23 protein-coding genes and 1 tRNA gene are annotated in these 21,611 nt (G+C 68.3%); 8 read left to right on the forward strand and 16 right to left on the reverse strand.

Annotated features, from left to right (window positions below; genetic code table 11):
- Position 1 precedes the first annotated feature (1 nt).
- Entirely contained in the window at positions 2–1,228 is a 1,227-nt protein-coding gene (locus IEZ09_RS22180; RefSeq protein ID WP_189255657.1) for a site-specific integrase, read from the forward strand.
- Positions 1,229–1,303: 75 nt separating this feature from the next.
- On the opposite strand, the gene IEZ09_RS22185 is transcribed toward IEZ09_RS22180, so the two are convergent.
- The 5 genes from IEZ09_RS22185 to IEZ09_RS22205 all read right to left on the reverse strand — a co-directional run bounded on the left by IEZ09_RS22185 (position 1,304) and on the right by IEZ09_RS22205 (position 5,101).
- Positions 1,304–1,376 (reverse strand) — tRNA-Ala (locus IEZ09_RS22185).
- A 58-nt stretch (positions 1,377–1,434) separates the two neighbouring features.
- Positions 1,435–2,157 carry a divisome protein SepX/GlpR gene (sepX, locus tag IEZ09_RS22190; RefSeq protein WP_189255658.1) on the reverse strand — a complete coding sequence of 241 codons (723 nt, stop codon included), beginning with the start codon at positions 2,155–2,157 and terminating at the stop codon, positions 1,435–1,437.
- A gap of 155 nt (positions 2,158–2,312) precedes the next feature.
- Positions 2,313–2,966 carry a GNAT family N-acetyltransferase gene (locus IEZ09_RS22195; RefSeq protein ID WP_189255659.1) on the reverse strand — a complete coding sequence of 218 codons (654 nt, stop codon included), beginning with the start codon at positions 2,964–2,966 and terminating at the stop codon, positions 2,313–2,315.
- Positions 2,963–4,186, reverse strand: coding sequence for a molybdotransferase-like divisome protein Glp (gene glp, locus IEZ09_RS22200; RefSeq protein ID WP_189255660.1), 1,224 nt, complete (start codon positions 4,184–4,186; stop codon positions 2,963–2,965). The genes IEZ09_RS22195 and glp overlap by 4 nt, the downstream gene beginning before the upstream one ends.
- 30 nt (positions 4,187–4,216) lie before the next feature.
- On the reverse strand, positions 4,217–5,101 hold the full coding sequence (locus IEZ09_RS22205; protein WP_189255661.1) for a UTP--glucose-1-phosphate uridylyltransferase: 885 nt from the start codon (positions 5,099–5,101) through the stop codon (positions 4,217–4,219).
- A gap of 38 nt (positions 5,102–5,139) precedes the next feature.
- Between IEZ09_RS22205 and IEZ09_RS22210 the strand changes: the two genes are divergently transcribed.
- The 4 genes from IEZ09_RS22210 (at position 5,140) to mscL (ending at position 7,163) form a co-directional block, all read left to right on the forward strand.
- On the forward strand, positions 5,140–5,706 hold the full coding sequence (locus tag IEZ09_RS22210; RefSeq protein ID WP_189255662.1) for a 5-formyltetrahydrofolate cyclo-ligase: 567 nt from the start codon (positions 5,140–5,142) through the stop codon (positions 5,704–5,706).
- A 94-nt stretch (positions 5,707–5,800) separates the two neighbouring features.
- Entirely contained in the window at positions 5,801–6,091 is a 291-nt protein-coding gene (locus IEZ09_RS22215) for an FmdB family zinc ribbon protein (RefSeq protein WP_189255663.1), read from the forward strand.
- A gap of 71 nt (positions 6,092–6,162) precedes the next feature.
- A complete protein-coding gene (locus IEZ09_RS22220) occupies positions 6,163–6,717 on the forward strand; it encodes an SAF domain-containing protein (RefSeq protein WP_189255664.1) in 555 nt (184 codons plus the stop codon).
- Positions 6,717–7,163, forward strand: a complete 447-nt coding sequence (gene mscL / locus IEZ09_RS22225; RefSeq protein WP_189255665.1) for a large-conductance mechanosensitive channel protein MscL — start codon at positions 6,717–6,719, stop codon at positions 7,161–7,163. The genes IEZ09_RS22220 and mscL overlap by 1 nt, the downstream gene beginning before the upstream one ends.
- A 174-nt stretch (positions 7,164–7,337) precedes the next feature.
- Here mscL and IEZ09_RS22230 read toward each other — a convergent pair whose 3' ends face one another.
- From IEZ09_RS22230 to IEZ09_RS22265, 8 genes are all read right to left on the reverse strand, one after another.
- A complete protein-coding gene (locus tag IEZ09_RS22230) occupies positions 7,338–7,520 on the reverse strand; it encodes a hypothetical protein (protein ID WP_189255666.1) in 183 nt (60 codons plus the stop codon).
- A complete protein-coding gene (locus tag IEZ09_RS22235) occupies positions 7,507–8,007 on the reverse strand; it encodes a MogA/MoaB family molybdenum cofactor biosynthesis protein (protein ID WP_045311897.1) in 501 nt (166 codons plus the stop codon). Before IEZ09_RS22235 ends, IEZ09_RS22230 begins: the two co-directional genes overlap by 14 nt.
- Before the next feature lie 5 nt (positions 8,008–8,012).
- Positions 8,013–8,912 (reverse strand): sensor histidine kinase, encoded by a 900-nt coding sequence (locus tag IEZ09_RS22240; protein WP_189255667.1) that lies wholly within the window; start codon positions 8,910–8,912, stop codon positions 8,013–8,015.
- Positions 8,897–9,583 carry a response regulator transcription factor gene (locus IEZ09_RS22245; RefSeq protein ID WP_189255668.1) on the reverse strand — a complete coding sequence of 229 codons (687 nt, stop codon included), beginning with the start codon at positions 9,581–9,583 and terminating at the stop codon, positions 8,897–8,899. Before IEZ09_RS22245 ends, IEZ09_RS22240 begins: the two co-directional genes overlap by 16 nt.
- A gap of 167 nt (positions 9,584–9,750) precedes the next feature.
- Positions 9,751–11,253: a S1C family serine protease gene (locus IEZ09_RS22250; protein ID WP_189255669.1), complete on the reverse strand. Its 1,503-nt coding sequence runs from the start codon at positions 11,251–11,253 to the stop codon at positions 9,751–9,753.
- A gap of 74 nt (positions 11,254–11,327) precedes the next feature.
- Positions 11,328–12,413, reverse strand: a complete 1,086-nt coding sequence (galT, locus tag IEZ09_RS22255) for a galactose-1-phosphate uridylyltransferase (protein ID WP_189255670.1) — start codon at positions 12,411–12,413, stop codon at positions 11,328–11,330.
- Positions 12,410–13,207 carry a DeoR/GlpR family DNA-binding transcription regulator gene (locus tag IEZ09_RS22260; RefSeq protein ID WP_189255671.1) on the reverse strand — a complete coding sequence of 266 codons (798 nt, stop codon included), beginning with the start codon at positions 13,205–13,207 and terminating at the stop codon, positions 12,410–12,412. Before IEZ09_RS22260 ends, galT begins: the two co-directional genes overlap by 4 nt.
- Before the next feature lies 1 nt (position 13,208).
- The gene (locus tag IEZ09_RS22265) at positions 13,209–15,206 is read right to left on the reverse strand and encodes a beta-galactosidase (protein WP_229812832.1); all 1,998 of its coding nucleotides are present in this window, start codon (positions 15,204–15,206) and stop codon (positions 13,209–13,211) included.
- 240 nt (positions 15,207–15,446) lie between these two features.
- Here IEZ09_RS22265 and IEZ09_RS22270 point away from each other — a divergent pair, with 240 nt between their 5' ends.
- Genes IEZ09_RS22270 through IEZ09_RS22280 form a run of 3 tightly spaced genes read left to right on the forward strand, consistent with a single transcriptional unit; the run spans position 15,447 to position 18,612 of the window.
- Positions 15,447–16,754, forward strand: a complete 1,308-nt coding sequence (locus IEZ09_RS22270) for an ABC transporter substrate-binding protein (protein ID WP_189255672.1) — start codon at positions 15,447–15,449, stop codon at positions 16,752–16,754.
- A complete protein-coding gene (locus tag IEZ09_RS22275; protein WP_229812833.1) occupies positions 16,751–17,707 on the forward strand; it encodes a carbohydrate ABC transporter permease in 957 nt (318 codons plus the stop codon). Before IEZ09_RS22270 ends, IEZ09_RS22275 begins: the two co-directional genes overlap by 4 nt.
- The gene (locus tag IEZ09_RS22280) at positions 17,704–18,612 is read left to right on the forward strand and encodes a carbohydrate ABC transporter permease (protein WP_229812834.1); all 909 of its coding nucleotides are present in this window, start codon (positions 17,704–17,706) and stop codon (positions 18,610–18,612) included. The genes IEZ09_RS22275 and IEZ09_RS22280 overlap by 4 nt, the downstream gene beginning before the upstream one ends.
- 71 nt (positions 18,613–18,683) lie before the next feature.
- On the opposite strand, the gene lepB is transcribed toward IEZ09_RS22280, so the two are convergent.
- The 3 genes from lepB to IEZ09_RS22295 are packed head-to-tail and all read right to left on the reverse strand — an operon-like array spanning position 18,684 to position 21,587.
- Positions 18,684–19,490, reverse strand: a complete 807-nt coding sequence (lepB, locus tag IEZ09_RS22285) for a signal peptidase I (RefSeq protein WP_189255740.1) — start codon at positions 19,488–19,490, stop codon at positions 18,684–18,686.
- Positions 19,491–19,500: 10 nt separating this feature from the next.
- Complete coding sequence (locus tag IEZ09_RS22290; RefSeq protein WP_189255733.1) at positions 19,501–20,886, reverse strand: sensor histidine kinase; 1,386 nt, start codon at positions 20,884–20,886, stop codon at positions 19,501–19,503.
- Positions 20,887–20,888: 2 nt separating this feature from the next.
- Positions 20,889–21,587: a response regulator transcription factor gene (locus IEZ09_RS22295; protein WP_189255673.1), complete on the reverse strand. Its 699-nt coding sequence runs from the start codon at positions 21,585–21,587 to the stop codon at positions 20,889–20,891.
- Positions 21,588–21,611 lie beyond the last annotated feature (24 nt).

Consider the following 21,611-nt stretch of genomic DNA (forward strand, 5'->3'; position numbering starts at 1 on the left):
CATGGCGAGTAGCGCACGAGCAAACGGTGAAGGCTCGATCTACCCACACCGCAACGGGTTCGCCGCCTACGTCTGGGTCACGACCCCGTCCGGCGAGAAGAAACGCAAGTACGTCTACGGCCCAACAAGGGAAGTGGTCCACGAGAAATGGATCAAGCTTCACCAGGCAGCCAAGAACGGCCCCGTAGCCACCTCGGTGCCGCGCCTCCGGGAGTACCTGCACTACTGGCTGAACGACGTGATCAAGCCGAACAGAGCACCCCTCACCTACGTCAACTATGAGCTGTTCGTCCGGCTCTACATCAACCCGACGTTGGGCGATGACCGCCTGGACAAGCTCAAGCTGCGGGACGTCCAGAAGTGGATCAACGCGATTCCCTCGGTGTGCCAGTGCTGCGCACAGGGCAAGGACGAACGACGGCCACAGAAACGGCGGCGTTGCTGTGCGCTGGGCAAGCGCTCGTGCTGCGGGGAAGCTCCCTCGGCCCGGACCATCTCCGACATCCGCGCCTGCCTGCGATCGGCGCTGAACCACGCCATCCGTGAAGAGCTGATCACACGGAACGTCGCGGAGCTGGTCACCTTGCCGAAGGTGCGCAAGCGTAAACGGACGGCGTGGACCAGCGATGAGGCGCGGAGGTTCCTGGAGTCGGCGCGGGATGCTCGCGACCCCATGTACGCGGGCTACGTGCTCGCCCTGGTGCTCGGCCTGCGCAAGGGCGAAATCCTCGGGCTCACCTGGGGCGCGCTCGACTTCGACCACGGCGAGTTGGCGGTGACTCACCAGCTCCAACGGGCAAGCAAGCAGCTGCTGCACCGCGAAACGAAGACGGACGCGTCAGACGACACGCTGCCGCTGCCGTCGATCGTCGTAGCGGCGCTTGAGCAGCGGCGACGGCAACAGCTCGCCGACCGGAAAGAGGCGGACACCGCCTGGCACAAGTCGGACCTGGTCTTCACGACCAAGTTCGGGCTGCCGATCGATCCCCGGAACTTCAACAGGTCCTGGGACAACCGAGTCGCCCGCTCCGGGGTTCGCAAGATCACGGTCCACGACGGACGCCGGTCCTGCGGAACGCTGCTGGTCGACCTCGACGTGCACCCGCGCGTGATCATGGCGATCCTGCGGCATGCCGAGTTCTCCGTGACGATGGAGATCTACGCGCAAGCGTCCTCGCAGAAGACGCGGGACGCGCTCAAGCGGCTTGGTGAGAGTCTCGATCAGTAGCACTGCTGCACTTCGCTGCTGTACCGGCAACGACAAAGGCCGTCCACTCCAAAGTGGACGGCCTTTGACGTGCTGTGGAGCTGAGGGGAATCGAACCCCTGACCTTCTCGATGCGAACGAGACGCGCTACCAACTGTGCTACAGCCCCTTGCGGTGTTACGAGAGAACTATAGCAGGGGTTGGAGGGGTGTTTTCACCACCCCCTCCTAAGCCCCGACAGCACCCCGGTACCGCAGCGACTCCAGTCCCTCCAGCTCGACGAACACCGGGTCTTCGTCGTCGGAGTCGACCGGGATCGTGCCCGGACGCACGTGGTGCTCGTAGCGCGGCAACGGCGGAAGCGCCGGCTTCTCCTCGACGGCGACGACCTCGACCTGGGTGGTCTCGGCCTCCTCGACGGCAGGAGCGGCGGCGGGCACCGGGACCTCGGCGAGCTGCTGCGGCTGCGGAGCCGTCGCGCGCCGGCGACGCACCTGCTGCAGACGGGCGAGCCGGCGGGCGCGGATCTCCTCCTCGATCCGCACCTGGCGGCGCAGGTAGGTCAGGTAGCCCACGAGCAGGACGTCGACTCCGGCGTGGCCGTACCAGAGCGGCTGGTAGAACACCCCGGCCACTACGCCCGTCACGACGGCGGCGACCAGCAGGAACGCCACGACTCTGCGCCGGAACGCGTACTTGGCCTGGGCCACGAGTGCCGCGGTCTCCGGGTCGTAGCCGCCGCGGCCGCGCCGGAACGGGCGTTCGACGTACTCCTCCTCGTCGAAGTAGTCGTCGTCGATGTCGTGGATGTCGTCGTACTCGGCGTCTGGCATGGCGTCGTACTCCTCCCCCACGCTGCGCGCACTCTCCTGGCGCTTGCGGGCCATCATGGGGACGAGGACGACCAGCCACGCCACGACCAGCGCAACGATGATCAGCGAACTCGGCATTCCCCGTTCACCTCCCCCGGCCCACGCGTGGTGCTGTCACCACGCTAGTCACAACAGTCACACCAGTGTCGGAGGCTCGCCGAGCGCGGTGCGTACCAAAGTGTGGTGTATCACCCACTTTTGGGTGAAGTGATTAGGACGAACGGAAGCAGGCGTCAGGGAAGACGGGCTTCTCCGCGTGCGACCAAACGGCGCACTAGGCCATCCGGGACCTCTTCGACCGTCAGCGCGAAGCAGAGGTGGTCGCGCCACTGGCCGGCAACATCCAGATAACGCTTGAAGAGGCCTTCCTCGCGGTAGCCGGATTTCGTGAGCACGCGGATCGAGGCGGCGTTCTCTGGGCGGACCGTCGCTTCGAGCCTGTGCAGACCAGCCTCGCGGAAGGCGTGATCCGTGAGCAACGCCACGGCGGCCGTTGCGACGCCGCCGCCCGCCCGATCAGCGGCCACCCAGTAGCCGATCCAGGCCGACAGCAGCGAGCCGCGCACGATGTTGCCGACGGTGATCTGACCGGCCACCTCGCCGTCCACGAGGATCATGAACGGCAACGTGGTGCCGCGCCGGGCCATCGCACGCAGCGACGACCACTGGGCTGGCCAGGAGAGCGTCGCGTTGCGCTCGTCCCAGCCCTCGGGGGCGGTGGGTTCCCATTTCTCCAGGTAGTCGCGGTCGCGGATGCGCAGCCGCGACCACTTGCCTCCGTCGAAGAGCCGCGGCCCGCGCAGGACCACGGTTCCCGCGCGCACCTCGATGGGCCCCAGCCGGACCGGCCAGCCGGGGTGTCTACCGAGATCGGCGAAAACGCTCATCCACGCTGCGCTAGGAAGCTGACCAGCACCTCTTCACCGACGGAGACCTCAGTGACGTCCTCGTCGACCATGATCAGGCAGTTGGCCTCCGCCAGTGACGCGAGCAGGTGTGCCCCCGACGTGCCGAGCGGCTGCACCAGGTACTCGCCGTTGTCCGCGTCGCGCAGCAGCTGGCCGCGCAGGAAGCCGCGGCGGCCCTTCGTCGACTGGAGCGGCGACAGCAGGCGAGCGCTGACCGCGCGGCGGTACGGGTTCTTCTTGCCGAGCGCGGCCCTGATCAGCGGCCTGACCAGCACCTCGAACACCACGAGCGCGCTCATCGGGTTCGCGGGCAGCAGGAACGTCGGCACGGCGTCCGGTCCGAGCCTGCCGAAGCCCTGCGCGGAGCCGGGGTGCATGGCGATGCGGGTGACGTCCATGTCGCCGAGCTCCGCCAGCGCGGCCTTGACCTCGTCGCCGATGGTGCCGCCCACGCCACCGGCGATGACGACGATCTCGGAGAGCAGCAGCCTGCCCTCGACGACCTCGCGCAGCCGGCGCGGGTCGGCGGACATGATGCCGACCCGGCTGACCTCGGCCCCCGCGTCACGGGCGGCGGCGGCCAGCGCGTACGAGTTCACGTCGTAGACCTGGCCCTGGCCGGGCGTGCGGTCGACGTCGACGAGCTCCTCGCCGAGCGAGATCACAGACACCCGCGGGCGCGGGTGGACGAGCACCTTGTTGCGTCCGACGGCGGCCAGCAGGCCCACCTGAGCAGCACCGATGGACGCGCCGCGGCGCACGGCCACGTCGCCTGTCTGCACGTCCTCGCCGGTGCGGCGGACGAACCCGGCGGACGGCACGCTGCGGTTGATCGTCACCTTGGCGTGGTGGCCGTCGGTGTAGCCGAGCGGCACGACCGCGTCGGCGAGCGTGGGCAGCGGCGCGCCCGTCGCGACCCGCACCGCCTGGCCGGGCTGCAGCCGGCGCGGCTGCCGGGAGCCGGCCGGGATCTCGCCCACGACCGGCAGCTGCACCGGGTTCGCGTTCGCGCCGGACACGTCGACGCTGCGCACCGCGTAGCCGTCCACCGCGGCCTGGTCGAAGCCGGGCAACGCGCGTTCCGCCACGACCTCCTCGGCGCAGAGCAGGCCCTGCGACTCGGAGATCGCCACGCGCACGGGTGCGGGCCGCACCGCGGCCGCGATCACCCTGGCGAGCTGCTCGTCCACTGACCTCATGTGTTGGTCCTCGCGCCCAGAAGGTGTCGATCAGGAGTTGCCGAGGCGTTCCCGCAACCACTCGCGCAGGTCGGGCCCGTACTCCTTGGTCTTGAGTGCGAAGTCAACCGCAGCACGCAGGAATCCTGCGGGATTGCCGAGATCGTGTCGCCCGCCGCGGTGCACGACGACGTGCACCGGGTGCCCCTCGTTGATCAGCAGTGCGATGGCGTCGGTGAGCTGCAGTTCACCACCCGCACCAGGCGTGATGCGCTTGAGGGCGTCGAAGATGGCGCGGTCGAGCAGGTAGCGCCCGGCGGCGGCGAACGTCGACGGCGCGTCCTCCGGCTTGGGCTTCTCGACCATGCCGACGACCTGCTTGACGTCGTCGTTGCCGGTGTCGCGGACGTCGAACACGCCGTACGCGGAGATCTGCTCGCGCGGGATGTCGAACGCCAGCAGGACGCTGCCGCCCTTCTCCTCGCGGACCTCCGCCATCTTCTTGAGCGCGTCGGTGGGCAGGATGATGTCGTCCGGCAGGAGCACCGCGACGGCCTCGTCGTCGCCGGTCAGGTTGCCTTCCGCGCAACCGACGGCGTGGCCGAGGCCCAGGGCCTCCGCCTGGATCGCGGTCTCGGCCTTGATCAGCCGGGGCGCGCGCTGGATCTTCTCCACGAGGTCGGACTTGCCGCGGTCGGCCAGCGTCTGCTCGAGCTCGGGGTTCGCGTCGAAGTAGTTCGCGACCGACGCCTTCTCCGGCGAGGTGACGATGACCAGCTTCGTCGCTCCCGCCTCGGCCGCTTCCCTGGCCACGTACTCGATGGCAGGGGTGTCGACCAGCGGCAGCAACTCCTTCGGCACGGCCTTGGTCGTGGGGAGGAAACGGGTGCCGAGACCGGCCGCGGGCACGATGGCGGTGTGGAAGGCGCTGCTCATGGGCTGCGATGCTAACGACATACCGAGGGATACCCACCATGACGTCCGATCTTCGTGACCGGAAGGCCACACTGCGTTCACGGTTGCTGGCCGCGCGACGCGCCGTGCCACCCGACGTTCGCGCTGCCGAGGCGGCGGCGCTGGCCGCGCACGTGGCGGCTCTGGACGTTCGGGCTGATCAGACGGTGTGCGCGTTCCTGCCGGTCGGATCGGAGCCCGGTGACGCGTCGTGGCTCGACGGACTGCGGTGCCGGGTGCTGCTGCCGATCGTGACGGGCGACTCGCCGCTGGACTGGGCCGTCCACACCGGACCGTCCGGGCTGGTCCCCGCGGCCTTCCGGCTGCTCGAACCCTCCGGGCCGCGGCTCGGCCCCTCGGCGATCGCTGGAGCCGCGCTGGTGCTGGTGCCCGCGCTGGCGGTGTCGGTGGACGGGGTGCGGCTCGGGAAGGGCCAGGGGCACTACGACCGGTCGTTGCCGCTGGTCAAAGCGCCTCTGGTGGCTGTCGTGCGGGACAGCGAGGTGCTCGACGAGGTGCCCGCGGAGGCGCACGACGTGCGGATGAACGGGGTGCTGACGCCCTCGGTGGGCCTGCGGTGGCTGTGACGTTGACCTGTGGTGTTTGCGCTCCGGGAAGGTCCTGTCGCAAAATCGTGTTGGCACTCACAACGGTCGAGTGCCAGATCTAGGAGCGAACACAGTGCCTACGTACCAGTACGCCTGCACCGCGTGTGAGCACCGGTTCGAGGCTGTGCAGTCGTTCAGCGACGCCTCCCTCACCGAGTGCCCGGAGTGCTCTGGCAAGCTGCGCAAGCTCTTCGGCGCCGTCGGGGTCGTCTTCAAGGGCAGCGGGTTCTACCGCACGGACAGCCGGTCGGGTTCGTCCAAGAGCACGGCGTCGTCCACGGCGTCCTCCTCGTCGACGTCTTCGTCGTCGTCCTCCTCGGACTCCAAGCCCGCGAGCAGCGCTCCGGCGGCCGCGGCGAGCTGAAGATCGCGAGTTGTCCACAACTTGCGCCTGAGCCCGGTTTCCGTGCCCCCGACGGCCCTACCGTCGGGGGCATGACTCTTTCCAGCACCGGTTTCGACAAGGTCCGCTCGTTGCTGCGCCGCCGTCCTTCTGTTGTGTGGCGGCGGTTTCTGGCTCTGGGGCTGGCTTTGCTGGCTCTTCCGCTGACCTTCTGGCCCGACGTGGGGCATCCGGCGGTCGTCGCCTCACGAGATCTGCCGGCCGGTCAGTCGCTGTCGTCGGGCGACGTCCGGCTGGTGTCGCTGGCCGCTCCGGTTTCCGGGTCGTTCTCGGATGTCGACGCGATGGTGGGCAAAACGCTCGGCAGCGCGGCGCGCGAGGGCGTTCCGCTGACCGACTTCGATCTCGCGCGTGCGTCGGACGATCTCGCTTCGGTCGCCGTGCGGGTGGCTGACCAGGGCCTTGCGGGCGTGGTGCGGATGGGCGACCGGGTCGACGTGGTGTCGCCGTCGGCGGAAGTGCTCGCGGAGAACGCGTCCGTGCGCGAGACACGCGGACAAGTCGTTGTGCTCACGTTGCCGAGACTTAATGCAACTCGCGTGGCCGCGATGTCACTGGATCATGCATTAGCCGTTACTCTCCGCTGATGCTGAAGGGATTCAAGGACTTCCTGATGCGCGGAAACGTCGTCGACCTGGCCGTGGCCGTGGTCATCGGCACGGCGTTCACCGCGATCGTCACCGCGTTCACCACGAGCCTGATCAAGCCGCTCATCGCCTCACTGGGCAGCGCTGAGACCAAGGGCCTCGGCTTCTACCTCCGAGAGAACAAGGAGGAGACGTACCTCGACTTCAGCAACGTGATCAACGCCGCGATCAACTTCCTGATCGTGGCGGCGGTCGTGTACTTCGTGCTCGTCCTGCCGATCAAGAAGATCCAGGAACGCCGCAAGAAGGGCGAGGAGCCGGGCCCGGCGGAGCCCACGGATGTCGAGCTGTTGAAGGAGATCCGCGACCTGCTGGCCGCGCAGCAGAACCACCAGAACCACCAGACGGTCACGCAGTCGACCGACGTGCGCAGCCCGAAGATCTGACCCGACCGGGACGAGGCGCGCGTCGTGAGCGGTTGGCACCGCGCGCCTTGCCCTGCCCCGGTACTCAGAGCCGCAGGCTCTCGTCACCCAGGCTGATCAGGCCGGCACGCTGCATTCAGCAAGCACCAGCGAAGCCGTCACCCGGTCGTCGCGACCCGCACGCGGCGCTTCGGCCTAACCCCCGTGGTGAGGCGGCCTGTTCTCCTCGTACCAGGCGTCGCGGTCCTCCGCCGGAGCCGCGCCGCGCTCGTCCGACGTGGTCTCGGGCAGCACGTCGCCGAAAACCTCAGCCAACCGGCGACGACGCCTGCGAGCGGCGTCGTCGTCGGCCGGCTGCGGTGAATCACTCTTCGTCAAGGCCGCTCAGCTGTTCGATCACGTAGGGCACCAACGCCGACAGGGTTGCCATGCCGTCGCGGACCGCGGAGCGCGAGCCCGCGAGGTTCACGACGAGCGTGCTGCCGGAGACGCCCACGAGGCCGCGCGAGATGCCCGCGTCGACCGCGCCCGCGGCGAGACCGGAGGCGCGGAGTGCCTCGGCGATGCCGTGGATGGGACGGTCGAGCACGCCCTGCGTGGCGTCGGGGGTGACGTCGCGCGGCGACACACCGGTGCCGCCGACGGTGACCACGAGGTCGACGCCACCGATGACGGCCGTGTTGAGCGCGGCCCGGATGTCGACCACCTCACCCTCGACCGCGACTGTGCCGTCGACGATGAAGCCCGCTTCTTCGAGCAGTTCGGTGACGAGAGGGCCGGAGTTGTCGTCCTGCTCGCCGTGCGCCACCCGGTCGTCCACGATCACGACCAAAGCGCGGCCAAGGCGCTGCGCGCTGCGTTCCATACCGATCACCGTAGCGGGAGTCTGACTTCGAAGCGGCAGCCAGGACCGTGGTTCTGCGCGCTGATCCTGCCGTCGTGCGCGTCGACCAGGCCGCGCGCGATCGAGAGGCCCAGTCCGGCGCCGGTCGGATTGCGGGCGGCGCTGCCGCGGAAGCCCACGTCGAACACGTGTGGCAGCACGTCATCGGGTATGCCGCCGCACGCGTCGTCCACGCGCACCACCGCTTCGCCTCCGTCCACATCGACCTGGACGGCCACTCCGCCGCCCTCGGGTGTGTGCCGAATGGCGTTGGACACAAGGTTGCGCACGACACGCATCAGTTCCGGATCAGACCCGCGCACGACCGGCCATTCACGAGCGTCCGCACGCAACTCGACGCCCTTGAGCTGAGCCACCGGACGGGACGCGGCGACCACGTCGCTGACCACGTCGGCCAGCCGCACGTCGTGCAGCGTCAGGTTCAGCGCCCCCGCCGTGATCCGCGACAGCTCGAACAGGTCGTCCACGAGCTTCGACAGGTGGTCGGCCTCCTGCGCGATCTGCTTCGCGTAGACGGCGACCTCACCCGGCTCGGAGACGATCCCGTCCTCCAGCGCCTCGGTCATCGCCCGGATGCCGGCCAACGGCGTGCGCAGGTCGTGACTGATCCACGCCACCAGCTGCCGCCGCGCCGCCTCCGCCTCCCGCTCCCACATGGTGCGTCGCGCGATCGCCCGCCCGAGCATGATCGAGAACGGCACGGTGACCACGCCGACCAGCGCGCAGACCGTCAAAGCGGCCGTGAGCATCGGGGTGAACATGAACCCGCTGACCACGAGCACGCCACCGATGGTCGCCACTACCGGCACGATCACCATGACGGTCATCGCGCTGGTCAGCGACACCTTGCTCAATCGATCGAACATCTGTCGTACCTGTAGCCGACGCCCCAGACAGTGCTCAACCGCATCGGTTTCGCGGGATCCTTCTCGATCTTCTCGCGCAACCGTCGCACGTGGACGGTCACGGTCGACTGGTCCCCGAACTGCCAGCCCCACACCCGCTCCAGCAGCTCGGTCCGGCCGAACGCACGGCCCGCGTTCGCGATGAAGAACGCCAGCAGATCGAACTCACGGGTGGTCAGCTGCAGCGGCACGCCGTCCAGAGTCGCGGTGTGCGCGGCCACGTCGAGCACGAGGTCGCCGTCCCGCACCACCCGCGGCTCGTAGGTGCGAGAAGCCCGCCGCAGCACCGACGACACCCGCAACGCGAGCTCGCGCGGGCTGAACGGCTTCGTGACGTAGTCGTCCGCGCCGATCTGCAGCCCTGCGATGCGGTCCTCCTCCTCGCCCAGCGCCGTCAGCATCACGACCGGCGTGCTGCCGCGCTGCCGGATCCGCCGGCACACCTCGAGCCCGTCGATGCCGGGCAGCATCAGGTCCAGCACGACGATGTCCGGCTCGTGCGCGACCATCGACCGCAGCGCCTGCTCCCCGTCCCCGGCCAGCTCGACCTCGTACCCGGCGTGTTCGAGGTAGCGGCGCACCACGTCCCGCACCGTCGTGTCGTCGTCGACGACCAGCACCCGTTCCACCACGTCACCACGCTAGGCCACGAACGCCCAGCAGGCCCGGAACGTCATCAGCACGTAAGAAGGGGCCGCATCCGTGTGCGGGGCAGGTGCCCACGGATGCGGCCCCTTCAGGGGGTCGTGGCGACCGGTTCTGGCGGGCGGCGGATGCCAGAACCGGCCGTCCCCCCGACCTATCCCACCTCGACGCCGTCGAGGGTGGCTTCCACGGTCTTGCCGTCGGACAGCGTGATGGTGACCTTGTCGCCGGGAGCCCTGGACCGGACCGCGGCGACCAGCGTGTCCGACTCGTCGATGCGGCGGTCCCCGAACTTGGTGATCACGTCACCGGCCTTGAGCCCGGCCTTCTCCGCGGCACCGCCCGGCGTGACCTCCGAGATCTTGGCGCCCTGCTCGGTCGACTCGACCTTCACGCCCAGCACGGTCTGCTTGGCCTTGCCGGTCTTCACGATCTCGTCGATCGTGCGGCGGGCCTGGTCCATCGGGATCGCGAAGCCGATGCCGACGGAACCCGCCTGGCCGTTGCCAGAGTTCGGGCTGTAGATCGCGGAGTTGATGCCGACGACCTGGCCCTGCATGTTGACCAGCGGGCCGCCGGAGTTGCCGGGGTTGATCGCGGCGTCGGTCTGGATCGCGTTCAGCACCGTCGCCTGCGAGTTGCGGGCGTCGCCGCCGGCCGAGACCGGGCGGTTCAGCGAGCTGACGATGCCGGACGTCACGGTGCCGGAGAGCTCGAACGGCGAGCCGATCGCGACGACGCCCTGGCCGATCTTCAGGTCGCCGGAGTTGCCCAGCTGCACGACGGGCAGGCCGGAGACGCCGTCCGCCTGGATGACCGCGATGTCGGAGCTCGGGTCGCGGCCGAGGATCTTGGCGGTGGCCGTCTTGCCGTCCTGGAAGACGACCTTGATGTTGCCACCGTTCGCGGCGCCCTCGATGACGTGGTTGTTCGTCACGATCTGGCCGTTGCTCGAGATGATGAAGCCAGAGCCCTCGCCGGCGCCGGTCCGCGTCACTACCTGGATCTGGACGACGGACGGCAGCAGCCTGTTCGCCACGTCCTCGACCGAGCCCGCCGGGGCGTTGCTGGTCTGCGAGGCAGGACGCGGGGTGTCGAGCGAGCTGACCGCGGTCGAGTCGTTGGCGTACGTGTAGCCCAAGTAGCCGCCGATGCCTCCGGAGAGGCCGCCGACGAGCAGCACGAGGGCGGCGACGCCTGCCACGACCTTGCCGCGGCCCTTGGGGCGCCCTGGCACGGGCGGCGGCTGGTAGCCGGGCGGGAGGTAGTACTGACCCGTCGACGGCGGTTCCGCGCCGAACTGGGCGGTGGTGGCCCCCAGGCCGAGGGGGTGACCCGGGGGAAGTTGGCCGGACCCTGAGGGCGGAAGCTGCTGGCCGGGTCCGGACCCGCCGAGCTGCGCCTGGCCCGCGTCAGGTGAGGGCACCTGCGGCTGGGCCGAAGTGAAGGAGGCAGGGACGCTGCCAAGGCCGGCTGGTTCGCCGGAAGGGGCCTGGTAGGCCCCAGCCTGGCCGGATCCCCCCTGCAAAGGATCCGGCTGGCCGGGATCCGGCAGCTGCGGGCCCTGCTCCCGCGCGCCGGAGTCGGTCTGACCGGCAGGCGGCGGCGCGGAGTGGGGCTGTTCCGGCTGCTTCGCTGGCTCGTTGCTCTCGGTCATGGCCATAGTCTCGCGGCCCGTCCTGAGAGAACCCTTAAACCAGCCTTGGAGGTCTGTGAGGGTTCACAGCGCGGTCAGAGCGCGGTGCGCAGGCGCTCCGCGATCTGCTCCGGGGTCACGTCGTTGATCCACACCGCTTCGCCGGACTCGGAGCCGGCGAGGTACTTCAGCTTGTCCGCGGTCCGCAGCACGGAGAAGACCTGCAGGTGCAGCCACAGCTCCTCGCGGCCGACGTTCACCGGTGCCTGGTGCCAGGCCGCGATGTACGGCAGCGGCCGGTTGTACAGCGCGTCCAGCCGGTGCAACACCTTCAGGTACAGCGAAGCGAAGTCGTCACGCTCCACAGAGGACAGACCGGCTAGGTCCGCAATCTGCCGCCGAGGCGCCAGCACGACCTCGACGGGCCAGCGCGCGGCGGCCGGCACGAAGGCCACCCAGTGCGCGGACTCCTCCACCACGCGCGCACCCGCGCGCAGCTCGGCCTCCAGCACATCACCGAACAACGGCCGGCCGTGCGCCGCGTAGTACTCCAGCGCCGCCTCCAGCATCCGCTCGGTCCGCGGCGTCACGAAGGGGTACGCGTAGATCTGGCCGTGCGGGTGCGAGAGCGTCACGCCGATCTCTTCGCCGCGGTTCTCGAACGGGAAGACCTGTTCCACACCAGGGAGTCCGGACAGGAACTCGACGCGGTCCGCCCACGCGTCGACGACCGTCCGCACGCGCGACTCCGAGAGCTCCCCGAAGGACTTCTGATGGTCGGAGGTGAAGCACACGACCTCGCAACGCCCGCGTCCCGGCGCACGCGCGAACAGCGGCTCACCATCCACAGTGGATGGAACGTCGAGAACGTTCTGCGCCAGCGAGGGGAACCGGTTCTCGAAGACGACGACGTCGTAGTCGGCCTCGGGGATCTCCGTGGGCCTGCCGGGAGTCGACGGGCACAGCGGACACAGATCCGCCGGCGGTTTGTACGTTCTCGTCTGACGATGAGCGGCCATGGCCACCCATTCGCGGGTCAACGGGTCCAGCCGCACTTCGGACATCGGCTGTGTCACGGGAAGATCCCGCGTGTCCACCGCGGTTCGCGGTGGCGCCTCAGCGCTGTCGTCGAAGTAGATGATCTCCCGGCCGTCCGCCAGCTTTCCCGCGGTACGCCTCACGCCAACTCCTCGCCGCTTCCTGGTACATGCGCCAACACCAACTCGCCCACCTGCTCGGCGAGGATCGCGCGTGCGTCGTCCGGCAGACCCTCGTCGGTCACCAGCACGTGCGCCTCGTCGAGGTCGGCGATCGTGGAAATGCCCACGGTGCCCCACTTCGTGTGGTCCGCGACCACGACCACTCGCCCGGCGGCGTCGACGAGCGCGCGGTCCGTTTCACTCTCGTTGAGGTTCGGGGTGGTGAAGCCGGAGCGCTCGGCCATGCCGTGCACGCCCAGGAACACCACGTCGAGGTGCAGCGACCGCAAGGCCTGCACGGCCACGGGGCCCACCAGCGCGTCGGACGGCGTGCGCACCCCACCGGTCAGCACCACCGTGCGGTCGGTGCGCCCGCTCTGCTGCAGCACGTCCGCGACGCGGATCGAGTTCGTGACGACCGTCAGGTCAGGGATGTCGTCGAGGAACCGCGCCAGCGTCCACGTCGTCGTGCCGGCGGACAGCCCGATGGCCGTGCCGGGACGCACCAGGCCCGCCGCCACCGCGGCGATCGCTTCCTTCTCCGGCAGCTGCCGGACGGACTTGGCCTCGAACCCGGGCTCGTCGGTCGAGCGGCCGACGACGGACGTCGCACCGCCGTAAACCTTTTCCACCAGGCCGCGGGAGGCGAGCACGTCGAGGTCGCGGCGCACGGTCATGTCCGAGACGCCGAGCCGGACGACCAGGTCGCTCACGCGCACCGCGCCGGTCCGCCGGACCTCTTCCAGGATCACCGCTTGCCGTTGACGTGCGAGCACCTCACACCTCTTCCCTGAGGACGACGACGTCCCCGGCTCGCACGGTGAGGCGTCCGGAGACCTGCGTGCCGGACAACACGTCGACACCGGACGCCTCGATCTGCGCGTCGGTGTCGGTGTGGTTGACGGCGAAGAGCCACGATACGTCGCCCTTGCGCCGGACAAGCTCGATCCCGCTGTGTTCCATCATTTTGGGCGGCACCGCAACGCCCGCACCGGAAAGCGCGTTTTCCACCGTTCGGCGGAGACCGCTCTCATCGAGATCGCACGCCACGTACCACGCGACACCGTTGCCGAACGCGTTGCGCGTCACGGCGGGTACGCCCGGCAACGGCCCGTCGACATAGGAGGCAACGATGTCAGCGGTCTTGACGTGCAGGTGTTCCGTCCACAACGAAACGGTTGAACCTTCATCCAACGACACGGTTTCGTCCTGCCGCAGCGGGAAGAACTCCTCCGACCACACGCCGAGAACGTCGCGGAACGCACCTGGGTAACCACCGAGTCGCACTCGCGTGTACTCGTCGGCAACACCGGACAAGTACGTGACCACGACATGACCGCCGCCCGCCACGTAGTCCGCGATCACCGCGGCGTGCGCGTCGGACACGGTGTAGAACGCCGGCACCACGACCATCGAGTACGCCGACAGGTTCGTGCCGGGCGCGACGAAGTCGACCGTCACCCCGGCTTCCCACAGCGCCTTGTAGTAGCCGAGGACGTGCCGGTAGTAGTCGAAGTCGTTGGTCGGGTGGGAGTCCTGCCGCAGTGCCCAGCCGGACTGGAAGTCGAACAGAACAGCGACGGAAGCGTCCACAGTGGATCCCATGACGTCGCGCAGCTTCGCGTACTCGGTGCCGACCTCGCAGACCTCGCGATACACCTTGGTGTCCGCGCCGGCGTGCGGCACCATCGCCGAGTGGTAGCGCTCGCCGCCACCGCGCGACTGCCGCCACTGGAAGAACAACGTGCCGTCCGCGCCGCGAGCGATGTGCTGGAACGAGTGCCGCCGCAGCTCCCCCGGCAGCTTGGCGATGTTGCGCCGCTGCCAGTTCACCGCGGACGTCGAGTGCTCCATCAGCAGCCACGGCTTGCCGCCGGCGAGACCGCGCACCAGGTCGGCGGACATCGCGAGCTCGATGTGCCGGTCGGGAGCCTCCGCCTCGGTGTAGTGGTCGTTCGAGACGAAGTCGACCTCGCGCGCCCACTTCCAGTAGTCCAGGTTGCCGAAGGTCCAGTTCGCCATGAAGTTCGTGGTGATCGGCACGTCCGGCGTGATCATCCGCAGGACGTCGCGCTCGGCCTTGTACTGCTCGAGCAGCGCGTCGTCGCTGAACCGGTCGTAGTCGAGCACGTGGCCTGGGTTCGAGAACGTCGGCGTCACGCGCGGCGGCAGGATCTGGGCGAAGTCGGTGTAGCCCTGGCTCCAGAACGCCGTGGACCACGCGTCGTTGAGCTGGTCGAGCGTGTAACGGGCGGCGAGCCACTCGCGGAACGACTCGGCGCAGGTGTCGCAGTAGCAGCGCGACACGTGGCAGCCGTACTCGTTGCCGACGTGCCAGGCGGCCAGCGCGGGGTGATCCTTGTAGTGCGAGGCCATCTCCGCGGCCAACGCGGTCGCCCGGTCGCGGTAGATCGGCGACGACGGGCAGTAGGCCTGCCGGGAGCCGTGCGAGAGCCGCACACCGTCGGCACGGACGGGCAGCATCTCGGGATACTGCGAGGTCAGCCACGGCGGGGGCGCGGCGGTCGCGGTCGCGAGGTCGACGCGGATGCCACCGGCGTGCAGCAGGTCGAGCACCCGGTCGAGCCAGTCGAACCGGTACTCGCCCTTGCTGACCTCGATCTTCGCCCAGCTGAAGATCCCGACGCTGACCAGGTTCACGCCGGCGCGGCGCATGAGCTCGACGTCCTCGGCCCACACGTGTTCTGGCCACTGCTCGGGGTTGTAGTCAGCACCCCAGCCGAGCCCCGGCATGCCTGTTGGCCAAGTCGTCACGGCGGCAAGCGTGGCCGACAACAACCCCCAACGTCAACACAAGCAAACACAACTTCGCGTTTAGGTCTGTTCGGCGGTTGACCGGCACAAGTACCGGGATCGTGCTAGAAACCGGCTGTGCACGGGTTTAACAGCTGCGTAACGGGGCTTGACAGGATGTGTGCCTGGGACCACATTGTGCGCAACTTTGTTTGAGTCCTGTTCGGTTCGCACGAGCGAGTGTCACCTGTAGGAGCGATGATGGTTCGGTACACGCCTGGTTCCACTCCGTTACCGCACTTCGGCAGGCGCGCGATGTTGCGGATCATGCTGGCCGGTGCCGGCGTCGCCGCGACCGGCGGTCTCGCCGCGTGCGGCGGTGGCTCGAGCTCCGGCGGTGACTCCAAGGTCGTCACCTTCGGCAACAACCTGTCCGACCAGGTGCCGAAGGACGCGATCACGGCGGCGGTCAAGGCGTTCGAGAAGAACTCCGGCGGCCTGACCGTCACGATCAACACCAAGCAGCACGAGCAGTACCAGGAGCAGATCAACAACTACCTGCAGGGCAAGCCGGACGACGTGCTCGCCTGGTTCGCCGGGTACCGCATGCGGTTCTTCGCCGACCAGGGACTCACGGGCGACCTGAGCGACCTGTGGGGCAAGATCGGCGGCAACTACTCCGACGCGCTCAAGCAGGCGTCCACGGGCTCGGACAAGAAGCAGTACTTCGTGCCGTTCACGCAGTACGCGTGGGGCATGTTCTACCGCAAGAGCGTGTGGCAGGAGAAGGGTTACGAGGTCCCGAAGACCCTCGACCAGCTCATCGCGCTCGCGACGAAGATGAAGGCCGACGGCCTGATCCCGATCGCGTTCGCCGGGAAGCAGGGCTGGCCCCTCATGGGCACGTTCGACCAGCTGAACTTCCGCACGAACGGCTACCAGTTCCACGTCGACCTGCTGGCCGGCAAGGAGAGCTGGCAGGACAAGCGCGTCAAGGACGTGTTCGACACCTGGAAGCGGCTGCTGCCGTTCCACCAGGAGAACGCGCTCGGCCGCGAGTGGCAGGAAGCCGCGCAGACGTTGCAGCAGAAGAAGTCCGGCATGTACCTGCTGGGCGCGTTCGTGGGCCAGCAGTTCCCCGACGCGGACAAGGCCGACCTGGACTTCTTCCCGTTCCCGGAGATCAACCCCGAGCACGGCATCGACACGGTCGAGGCGCCGATCGACGGCTACATGATGGCCAAGAAGCCGGCGAACAAGGACGGTGCGCTGAAGCTGCTCGAGTACCTGGCGAGCCCCGAGCCGCAGCTCACCTACCTGAAGGCCGACCCGACCGCGGTCGCGACCAACCAGCAGGCGGACACCTCCAGCTACAGCCCGCTGCAGAAGAAGGTCGCGGACACCATCAAGAACGCGAAGCACATCACGCAGTTCCTCGACCGCGACACGGACCCCGGCTTCGCGAGCGAGGCGGCCACCAACGGCCTCATCTCGTTCATCAAGAACCCCGACGACATCGACTCCGTGCTCAAGGGCATGGCCGACCAGGCGAAGAACATCTTCAAGTGACCGCACTGCAGGAGAAGCCGAAGGCGGTGGCCCCAGAGGGGCCGCCGCCTCGTCGGCGTGGAAAGCGTGCCACGGCGCTGGCCGGCACGGACAAACTGGTGCTGGGGCTCATGCTCGGCATCCCCACGATCGTGCACGTGCTGTTCGTGTGGATCCCGACGCTGGGCTCGATCGCGTTGTCGTTCAGCAGATGGAACGGCATCGGCGGGTTTGAGGACATCGAGTGGATCGGCGTCGACAACTACGTCGAGATCTTCACCGAGTACCCGCGGTTCTGGCCGGCGGTGCAGCACAACCTGATCTGGCTGGCGTTCCTGCTCGTCGTGCCGACCTGCGCTGGCCTGCTGCTGGCCGTGCTGCTCGACCGCGAGCTGAGGTTCAGCCGGATCTACCAGAGCGCGCTGTACATGCCGATGGTGCTGTCGCTCGCGTTGATCGGCTTCATCTGGCAGCTGATCTACACGCCCGACGGCGGCCTCCTGAACGCGGTGCTGGGCCTGAGCGACAAGCCCGTCGACTGGATCGGCGACTCCGACATCAACCTCTACTCGGTGCTCGTCGCGGCCGCGTGGCGGCACACCGGCTACATCATGCTGCTCTACTTGGCCGGCCTGAAGTCGGTGGACCCGGCGCTGAAGGAAGCGGCGGCACTGGACGGCGCCTCTGCTGTGCAGACGTTCTTCCGCGTCACGTTCCCCGTGATGAAGCCGGTCAACATCGTGGTGGCGGTCGTGACGGTGATCGAGGCGCTGCGCGCGTTCGACATCGTCTACGTCATCAACAAGGGACGCAACGGCTTGGAGCTGTTGTCGGTGCTGGTGACGGACAACATCATCGGTGAGGCCTCGCGCATCGGCCGTGGTTCCGCCGTGGCCGTGATCCTGCTGACGATCTCGCTCGGCGTCATCATCCCGTACCTGTACCAGACGTTCAGCAAGGAGAACCGGACGTGACGGCCACGCTCGAACGGCCTTCTGCGCCGACTCCCGTGAAGAACAAGCGAACCGTGACCCCGGCACGGATCGCGTTGCACGCCTTCCTGATCCTGACGTGCCTCATGACCCTGGCACCGCTGCTGTGGGCGGTCTACGCGTCGCTGCGCACGTACGACGACACTTCGGTCAACGGCTACTTCTCCGTCGCGAAGTCGCTCACCTTCGAGAACTTCGCCAAGGCGTGGGAGATCGGCGACCTGCCGCACTTCTACTGGAACACGTTCCTGATCACCATCCCGGCGCTGGTGGTGACGCTGCTGCTCAGCTCGATGGTGGCGTTCGGCGTGTCCCGGTTCAGCTTCAAGTTCAACCTCGCGCTCCTCATGATCTTCACCGCGGGCAACCTGCTGCCGCAGCAGGTGATCGTGACCCCGCTGTGGCGCCTGTACCGGCTGATCGAGGTGCCGGAGTGGATCAGCGCGAGCGGCTCGCTGATCGACTCGCAGCTCGGCGTGATCCTGATCCACATCGCCTTCCAGTCCGGCTTCTGCACGTTCGTGCTGTCGAACTACATGAAGACGATCCCGTACGAGCTGACCGAGGCCGCACGCGTGGACGGCGCGTCGGTGTTCCGTCAGTACTGGCAGCTGACGTTGCCGCTGTGCCGGCCAGTGCTGGCCGCGCTGGCGACGCTGGAGTTCACCTGGATCTACAACGACTTCCTCTGGGCGTTGGTGCTGATCCAGGACGGCGACAAGATGCCGGTCACGTCGGCGTTGCAGAACCTCAAGGGCACGTTCTTCACCGACAACAACCTGATCGCGGCGGGCTCACTGCTGGTCGCACTGCCCACCCTGGTGGTGTTCTTCGTGCTCCAGCGCCAGTTCGTCGGCGGCCTGACCCTGGGCTCCACGAAGGGCTGATTCGAACGATGAAGGGCTCCTTCATCCACGTGAGGTGGATGAAGGAGCCCTTCATCGTTCGAGCGAGGGGGCTACTTGCCGCCCGTTTGCGGGTTGTAGTCGGAGATCGTGCCCCAGCGGCCCACCGGGATGACGATCACGCGGGCCTTGCCCACGACGTTGTCGATCGGGATCGCGCCGTCGGCAGGCGTCGGGTCGCCGTGCTTGCGCGAGTCCGACGAGTTGTTGCGGTTGTCGCCCATCACCCACAGCTTGCCCGCGGGCACGGTGACCTTCTCGAACGAGTCCTGCTGCCGCGGCCCGCCACCGAAGTTCAGGTACGGCTCGTCCAGCGGCTTGCCGTCGACCAGCACGCGGCCCTGGTCGTCGCAGCACTCGACGGTCTGGCCGCCGACCGCGATGACGCGCTTGATGAAGTCCGTGCCGCTGGGCTCGGACAGGTTCACCATCGAGCCCAGGTCCTGCAGCGTGCCCGTGACGAAGTTCGGGGGCTGCTTGCCGCCCGTCCAGTTCGGCGGGCCGCGGAAGACGATCACGTCGCCCGGCTGGGGGTCGCGGAACAGGTACGTGATCTTCTCGACCAGCACCTTGTCGTTCACGCAGCCCGTGCAGCCGTGCAGGGTCGTCTCCATCGAGGCCGACGGGATGACGAACACACGCGCGATGAACGTCTGGATGACGACGGTCAGCAGCAGCGCCACGCTGAAGATGACCAGCAGCTCTTTCCAGAACGGCTGCTTCTTCTTCGCCTTCTTCTTGGAGAACCTCGGCGCCGGGTCGTCGTCGTACGAGTACGACGAGGAGCGCGCAGGACCGTCTCCGGCGGGAGGCGTCGTCTCCCAGGTCGACGAAGAATCGTCGTTCACGCGATGACTCACACGCCCCACCTTACGGACGTCCGGGTAGGCGCAACGTGAACAGGGCACCGCCCTCGGGCGCTCTGCCCGCGGTGGCCGTGCCGCCGTGCCGTTGTGCCACCTGCTTCACGATGGCGAGTCCCAGGCCGGAACCCGGAAGGGTCCTCGCCTCGGACGAGCGGTAGAACCGCTCGAAAACGTGAGGTAGATCGGCATCCGCGATGCCTGGGCCCGCGTCCGCCACCTCCACCACGGCGCTGCCGTCGCCCACCTGACGCAGGGTCAGCCGCACCGCTGAGCCCGACGGGCTGAACTTCACCGCGTTGTCGAGGAGGTTCAGCACCGCGCGCTCGAGAGCACTGGAATCACCCAGAAGTGTCCACGGTTGCAGCTGCACGTCGAACGTGACGTCGTTCGAGGCGCGGCGACGCGCGCGGTCCAACGCCCGTTCTACCACCTCGACGAGGTCGACGGGTTCGTGCACCACCTGGGGCGCGTCCTCGCGGGCGAGTTCGACCAGGTCACCGATCAGCGTGGTCAGCTCGTCGAGCTGGGCGCGCACGTCGGACTGGATCTCCCGCTTGTCCTCTTCGGACAACGTGGGCGAATCCGGACGTTCCGATGCCAACAGGAGTTCCAGGTTGGTGCGCATCGACGTCAGCGGCGTGCGCAGCTCGTGGCCCGCGTCGGCGACCAGGCGGCGTTGCCGTTCCTGGGATTCGGCGACGGCGCCGAGCATCGCGTTGAAGCTGTGCGTCAGCCGCGCGAGCTCGTCGTCGCCCGACACCGGGATCGGCGTCAGGTCACCGGTGTTCGCGACGCGTTCGGTGGCCTCGGTGAGCCGTTGCACCGGACGCAGACCGGTGCGCGCCACCGCCGTGCCCGCGATGGCCGCGAGCAGCACGCCCGCACCGCCGATGAGCAGCAGGACCACGCTGAGCTTGGCCAGCGTCGTTCGCTGCGGCTGCATCGACTGCGCGATGACGATCGCCTGCTCCGACCCGTACCGGACGGCGATCACCCGCGTCTCGGTCTTGTGGTCGGTCCAGATGTACTCGGGACGCTCGCCCTGCGCGACCTCCCAGGCCTCCTCGACCACGGGCGGCGGCTCGCCGGTCTTCGGGTAGAGGATCTTCCCGGTGTTGGCCTGCAGCAGGCCCATCTTCACGTCACCGGCGGCGAGGAACGCCGCCGGGTAGTTCTGGACCTCGTCAGGTGAGGTGACCTTGAAGCCGGTCGCGACCGTGACGGCACGCGAGCGCAGGCCCTCGTCGAGCGCGTCGTACACGCTCTTGCGGACGATCATGTACGCGCCGAACGAGACCAACGCGACGGCTCCTGCGACGCAGAACGCCGCGAGCCAGGTGACCCGAGCCCGCAGCGACGCCCTCTGCAGCCGTCCCTGGGGTTCGACGATGATCACGGAGGCGTCTCCCGGAGGACATAGCCCACCCCGCGCACCGTGTGGATCAGCCTCGGCTCCCCCTCGGCCTCCGTCTTGCGACGCAGGTAGCCCACGTAGACCTCGAGTGCGTTGCCCGAGGTCGGGAAGTCGTACCCCCACACGTCCTCCAGGATGCGGCTGCGGGTCAGCACCTGGCGCGGGTGCGCCAGCAGGAGCTCGAGCAGCGCGAACTCGGTGCGGGTGAGGCTGATGGAGCGGTCGCCGCGGCGGACGTCCCTGGTGGACGGGTCCAGCTCCAGGTCGGCGAACTTGAGCACGGCCGCGGACTGCTGCGTGGCGGCGTCGTTGTCCTGCGCGGCACGGCGCAGCAGGGCGCGCAGCCGGGCCAGCAGCTCCTCCAGCGCGAACGGCTTGGGCAGGTAGTCGTCGGCCCCGGCGTCCAGCCCGGACACGCGGTCGCTCACGGCGTCCCGCGCGGTCAGCACGAGGATCGGCAGGTCGTCGCCGGTGCTGCGAAGCCGCCGGCACACCTCCAGCCCGTCCAGCCGCGGCATCATCACGTCGAGCACCATGGCGTCCGGCCTGGCCGCGTTCACGGACTCCAGGGCCTGCATGCCGTCTCCGGCGGTCTCGACCTGGTAGCCGTTGAACTGGAGCGACCGGCGGAGTGACTCCCTGACCGCCCGATCGTCGTCGACAACGAGGATGCGCATAGGGGCAGTGTTGCTGAGGGTCCT

Source organism: Lentzea flava (assembly GCF_014648475.1).
GTDB lineage: Bacteria > Actinomycetota > Actinomycetes > Mycobacteriales > Pseudonocardiaceae > Lentzea > Lentzea flava.

Bases quoted from the DNA above. Each gene is read 5' to 3' on its own strand.
- IEZ09_RS22180 (WP_189255657.1), top strand. From the start codon at position 2: ATGGCGAGTAGCGCACGAGCAAACGGTGAAGGCTCGATCTACCCACAC.
- sepX (WP_189255658.1), bottom strand. From the start codon at position 2,157: ATGCCGAGTTCGCTGATCATCGTTGCGCTGGTCGTGGCGTGGCTGGTC.
- IEZ09_RS22195 (WP_189255659.1), bottom strand. From the start codon at position 2,966: ATGAGCGTTTTCGCCGATCTCGGTAGACACCCCGGCTGGCCGGTCCGG.
- glp (WP_189255660.1), bottom strand. From the start codon at position 4,186: ATGAGGTCAGTGGACGAGCAGCTCGCCAGGGTGATCGCGGCCGCGGTG.
- IEZ09_RS22205 (WP_189255661.1), bottom strand. From the start codon at position 5,101: ATGAGCAGCGCCTTCCACACCGCCATCGTGCCCGCGGCCGGTCTCGGC.
- IEZ09_RS22210 (WP_189255662.1), top strand. From the start codon at position 5,140: ATGACGTCCGATCTTCGTGACCGGAAGGCCACACTGCGTTCACGGTTG.
- IEZ09_RS22220 (WP_189255664.1), top strand. From the start codon at position 6,163: ATGACTCTTTCCAGCACCGGTTTCGACAAGGTCCGCTCGTTGCTGCGC.
- mscL (WP_189255665.1), top strand. From the start codon at position 6,717: ATGCTGAAGGGATTCAAGGACTTCCTGATGCGCGGAAACGTCGTCGAC.
- IEZ09_RS22235 (WP_045311897.1), bottom strand. From the start codon at position 8,007: ATGGAACGCAGCGCGCAGCGCCTTGGCCGCGCTTTGGTCGTGATCGTG.
- IEZ09_RS22240 (WP_189255667.1), bottom strand. From the start codon at position 8,912: ATGTTCGATCGATTGAGCAAGGTGTCGCTGACCAGCGCGATGACCGTC.
- IEZ09_RS22250 (WP_189255669.1), bottom strand. From the start codon at position 11,253: ATGACCGAGAGCAACGAGCCAGCGAAGCAGCCGGAACAGCCCCACTCC.
- IEZ09_RS22270 (WP_189255672.1), top strand. From the start codon at position 15,447: ATGGTTCGGTACACGCCTGGTTCCACTCCGTTACCGCACTTCGGCAGG.
- IEZ09_RS22295 (WP_189255673.1), bottom strand. From the start codon at position 21,587: ATGCGCATCCTCGTTGTCGACGACGATCGGGCGGTCAGGGAGTCACTC.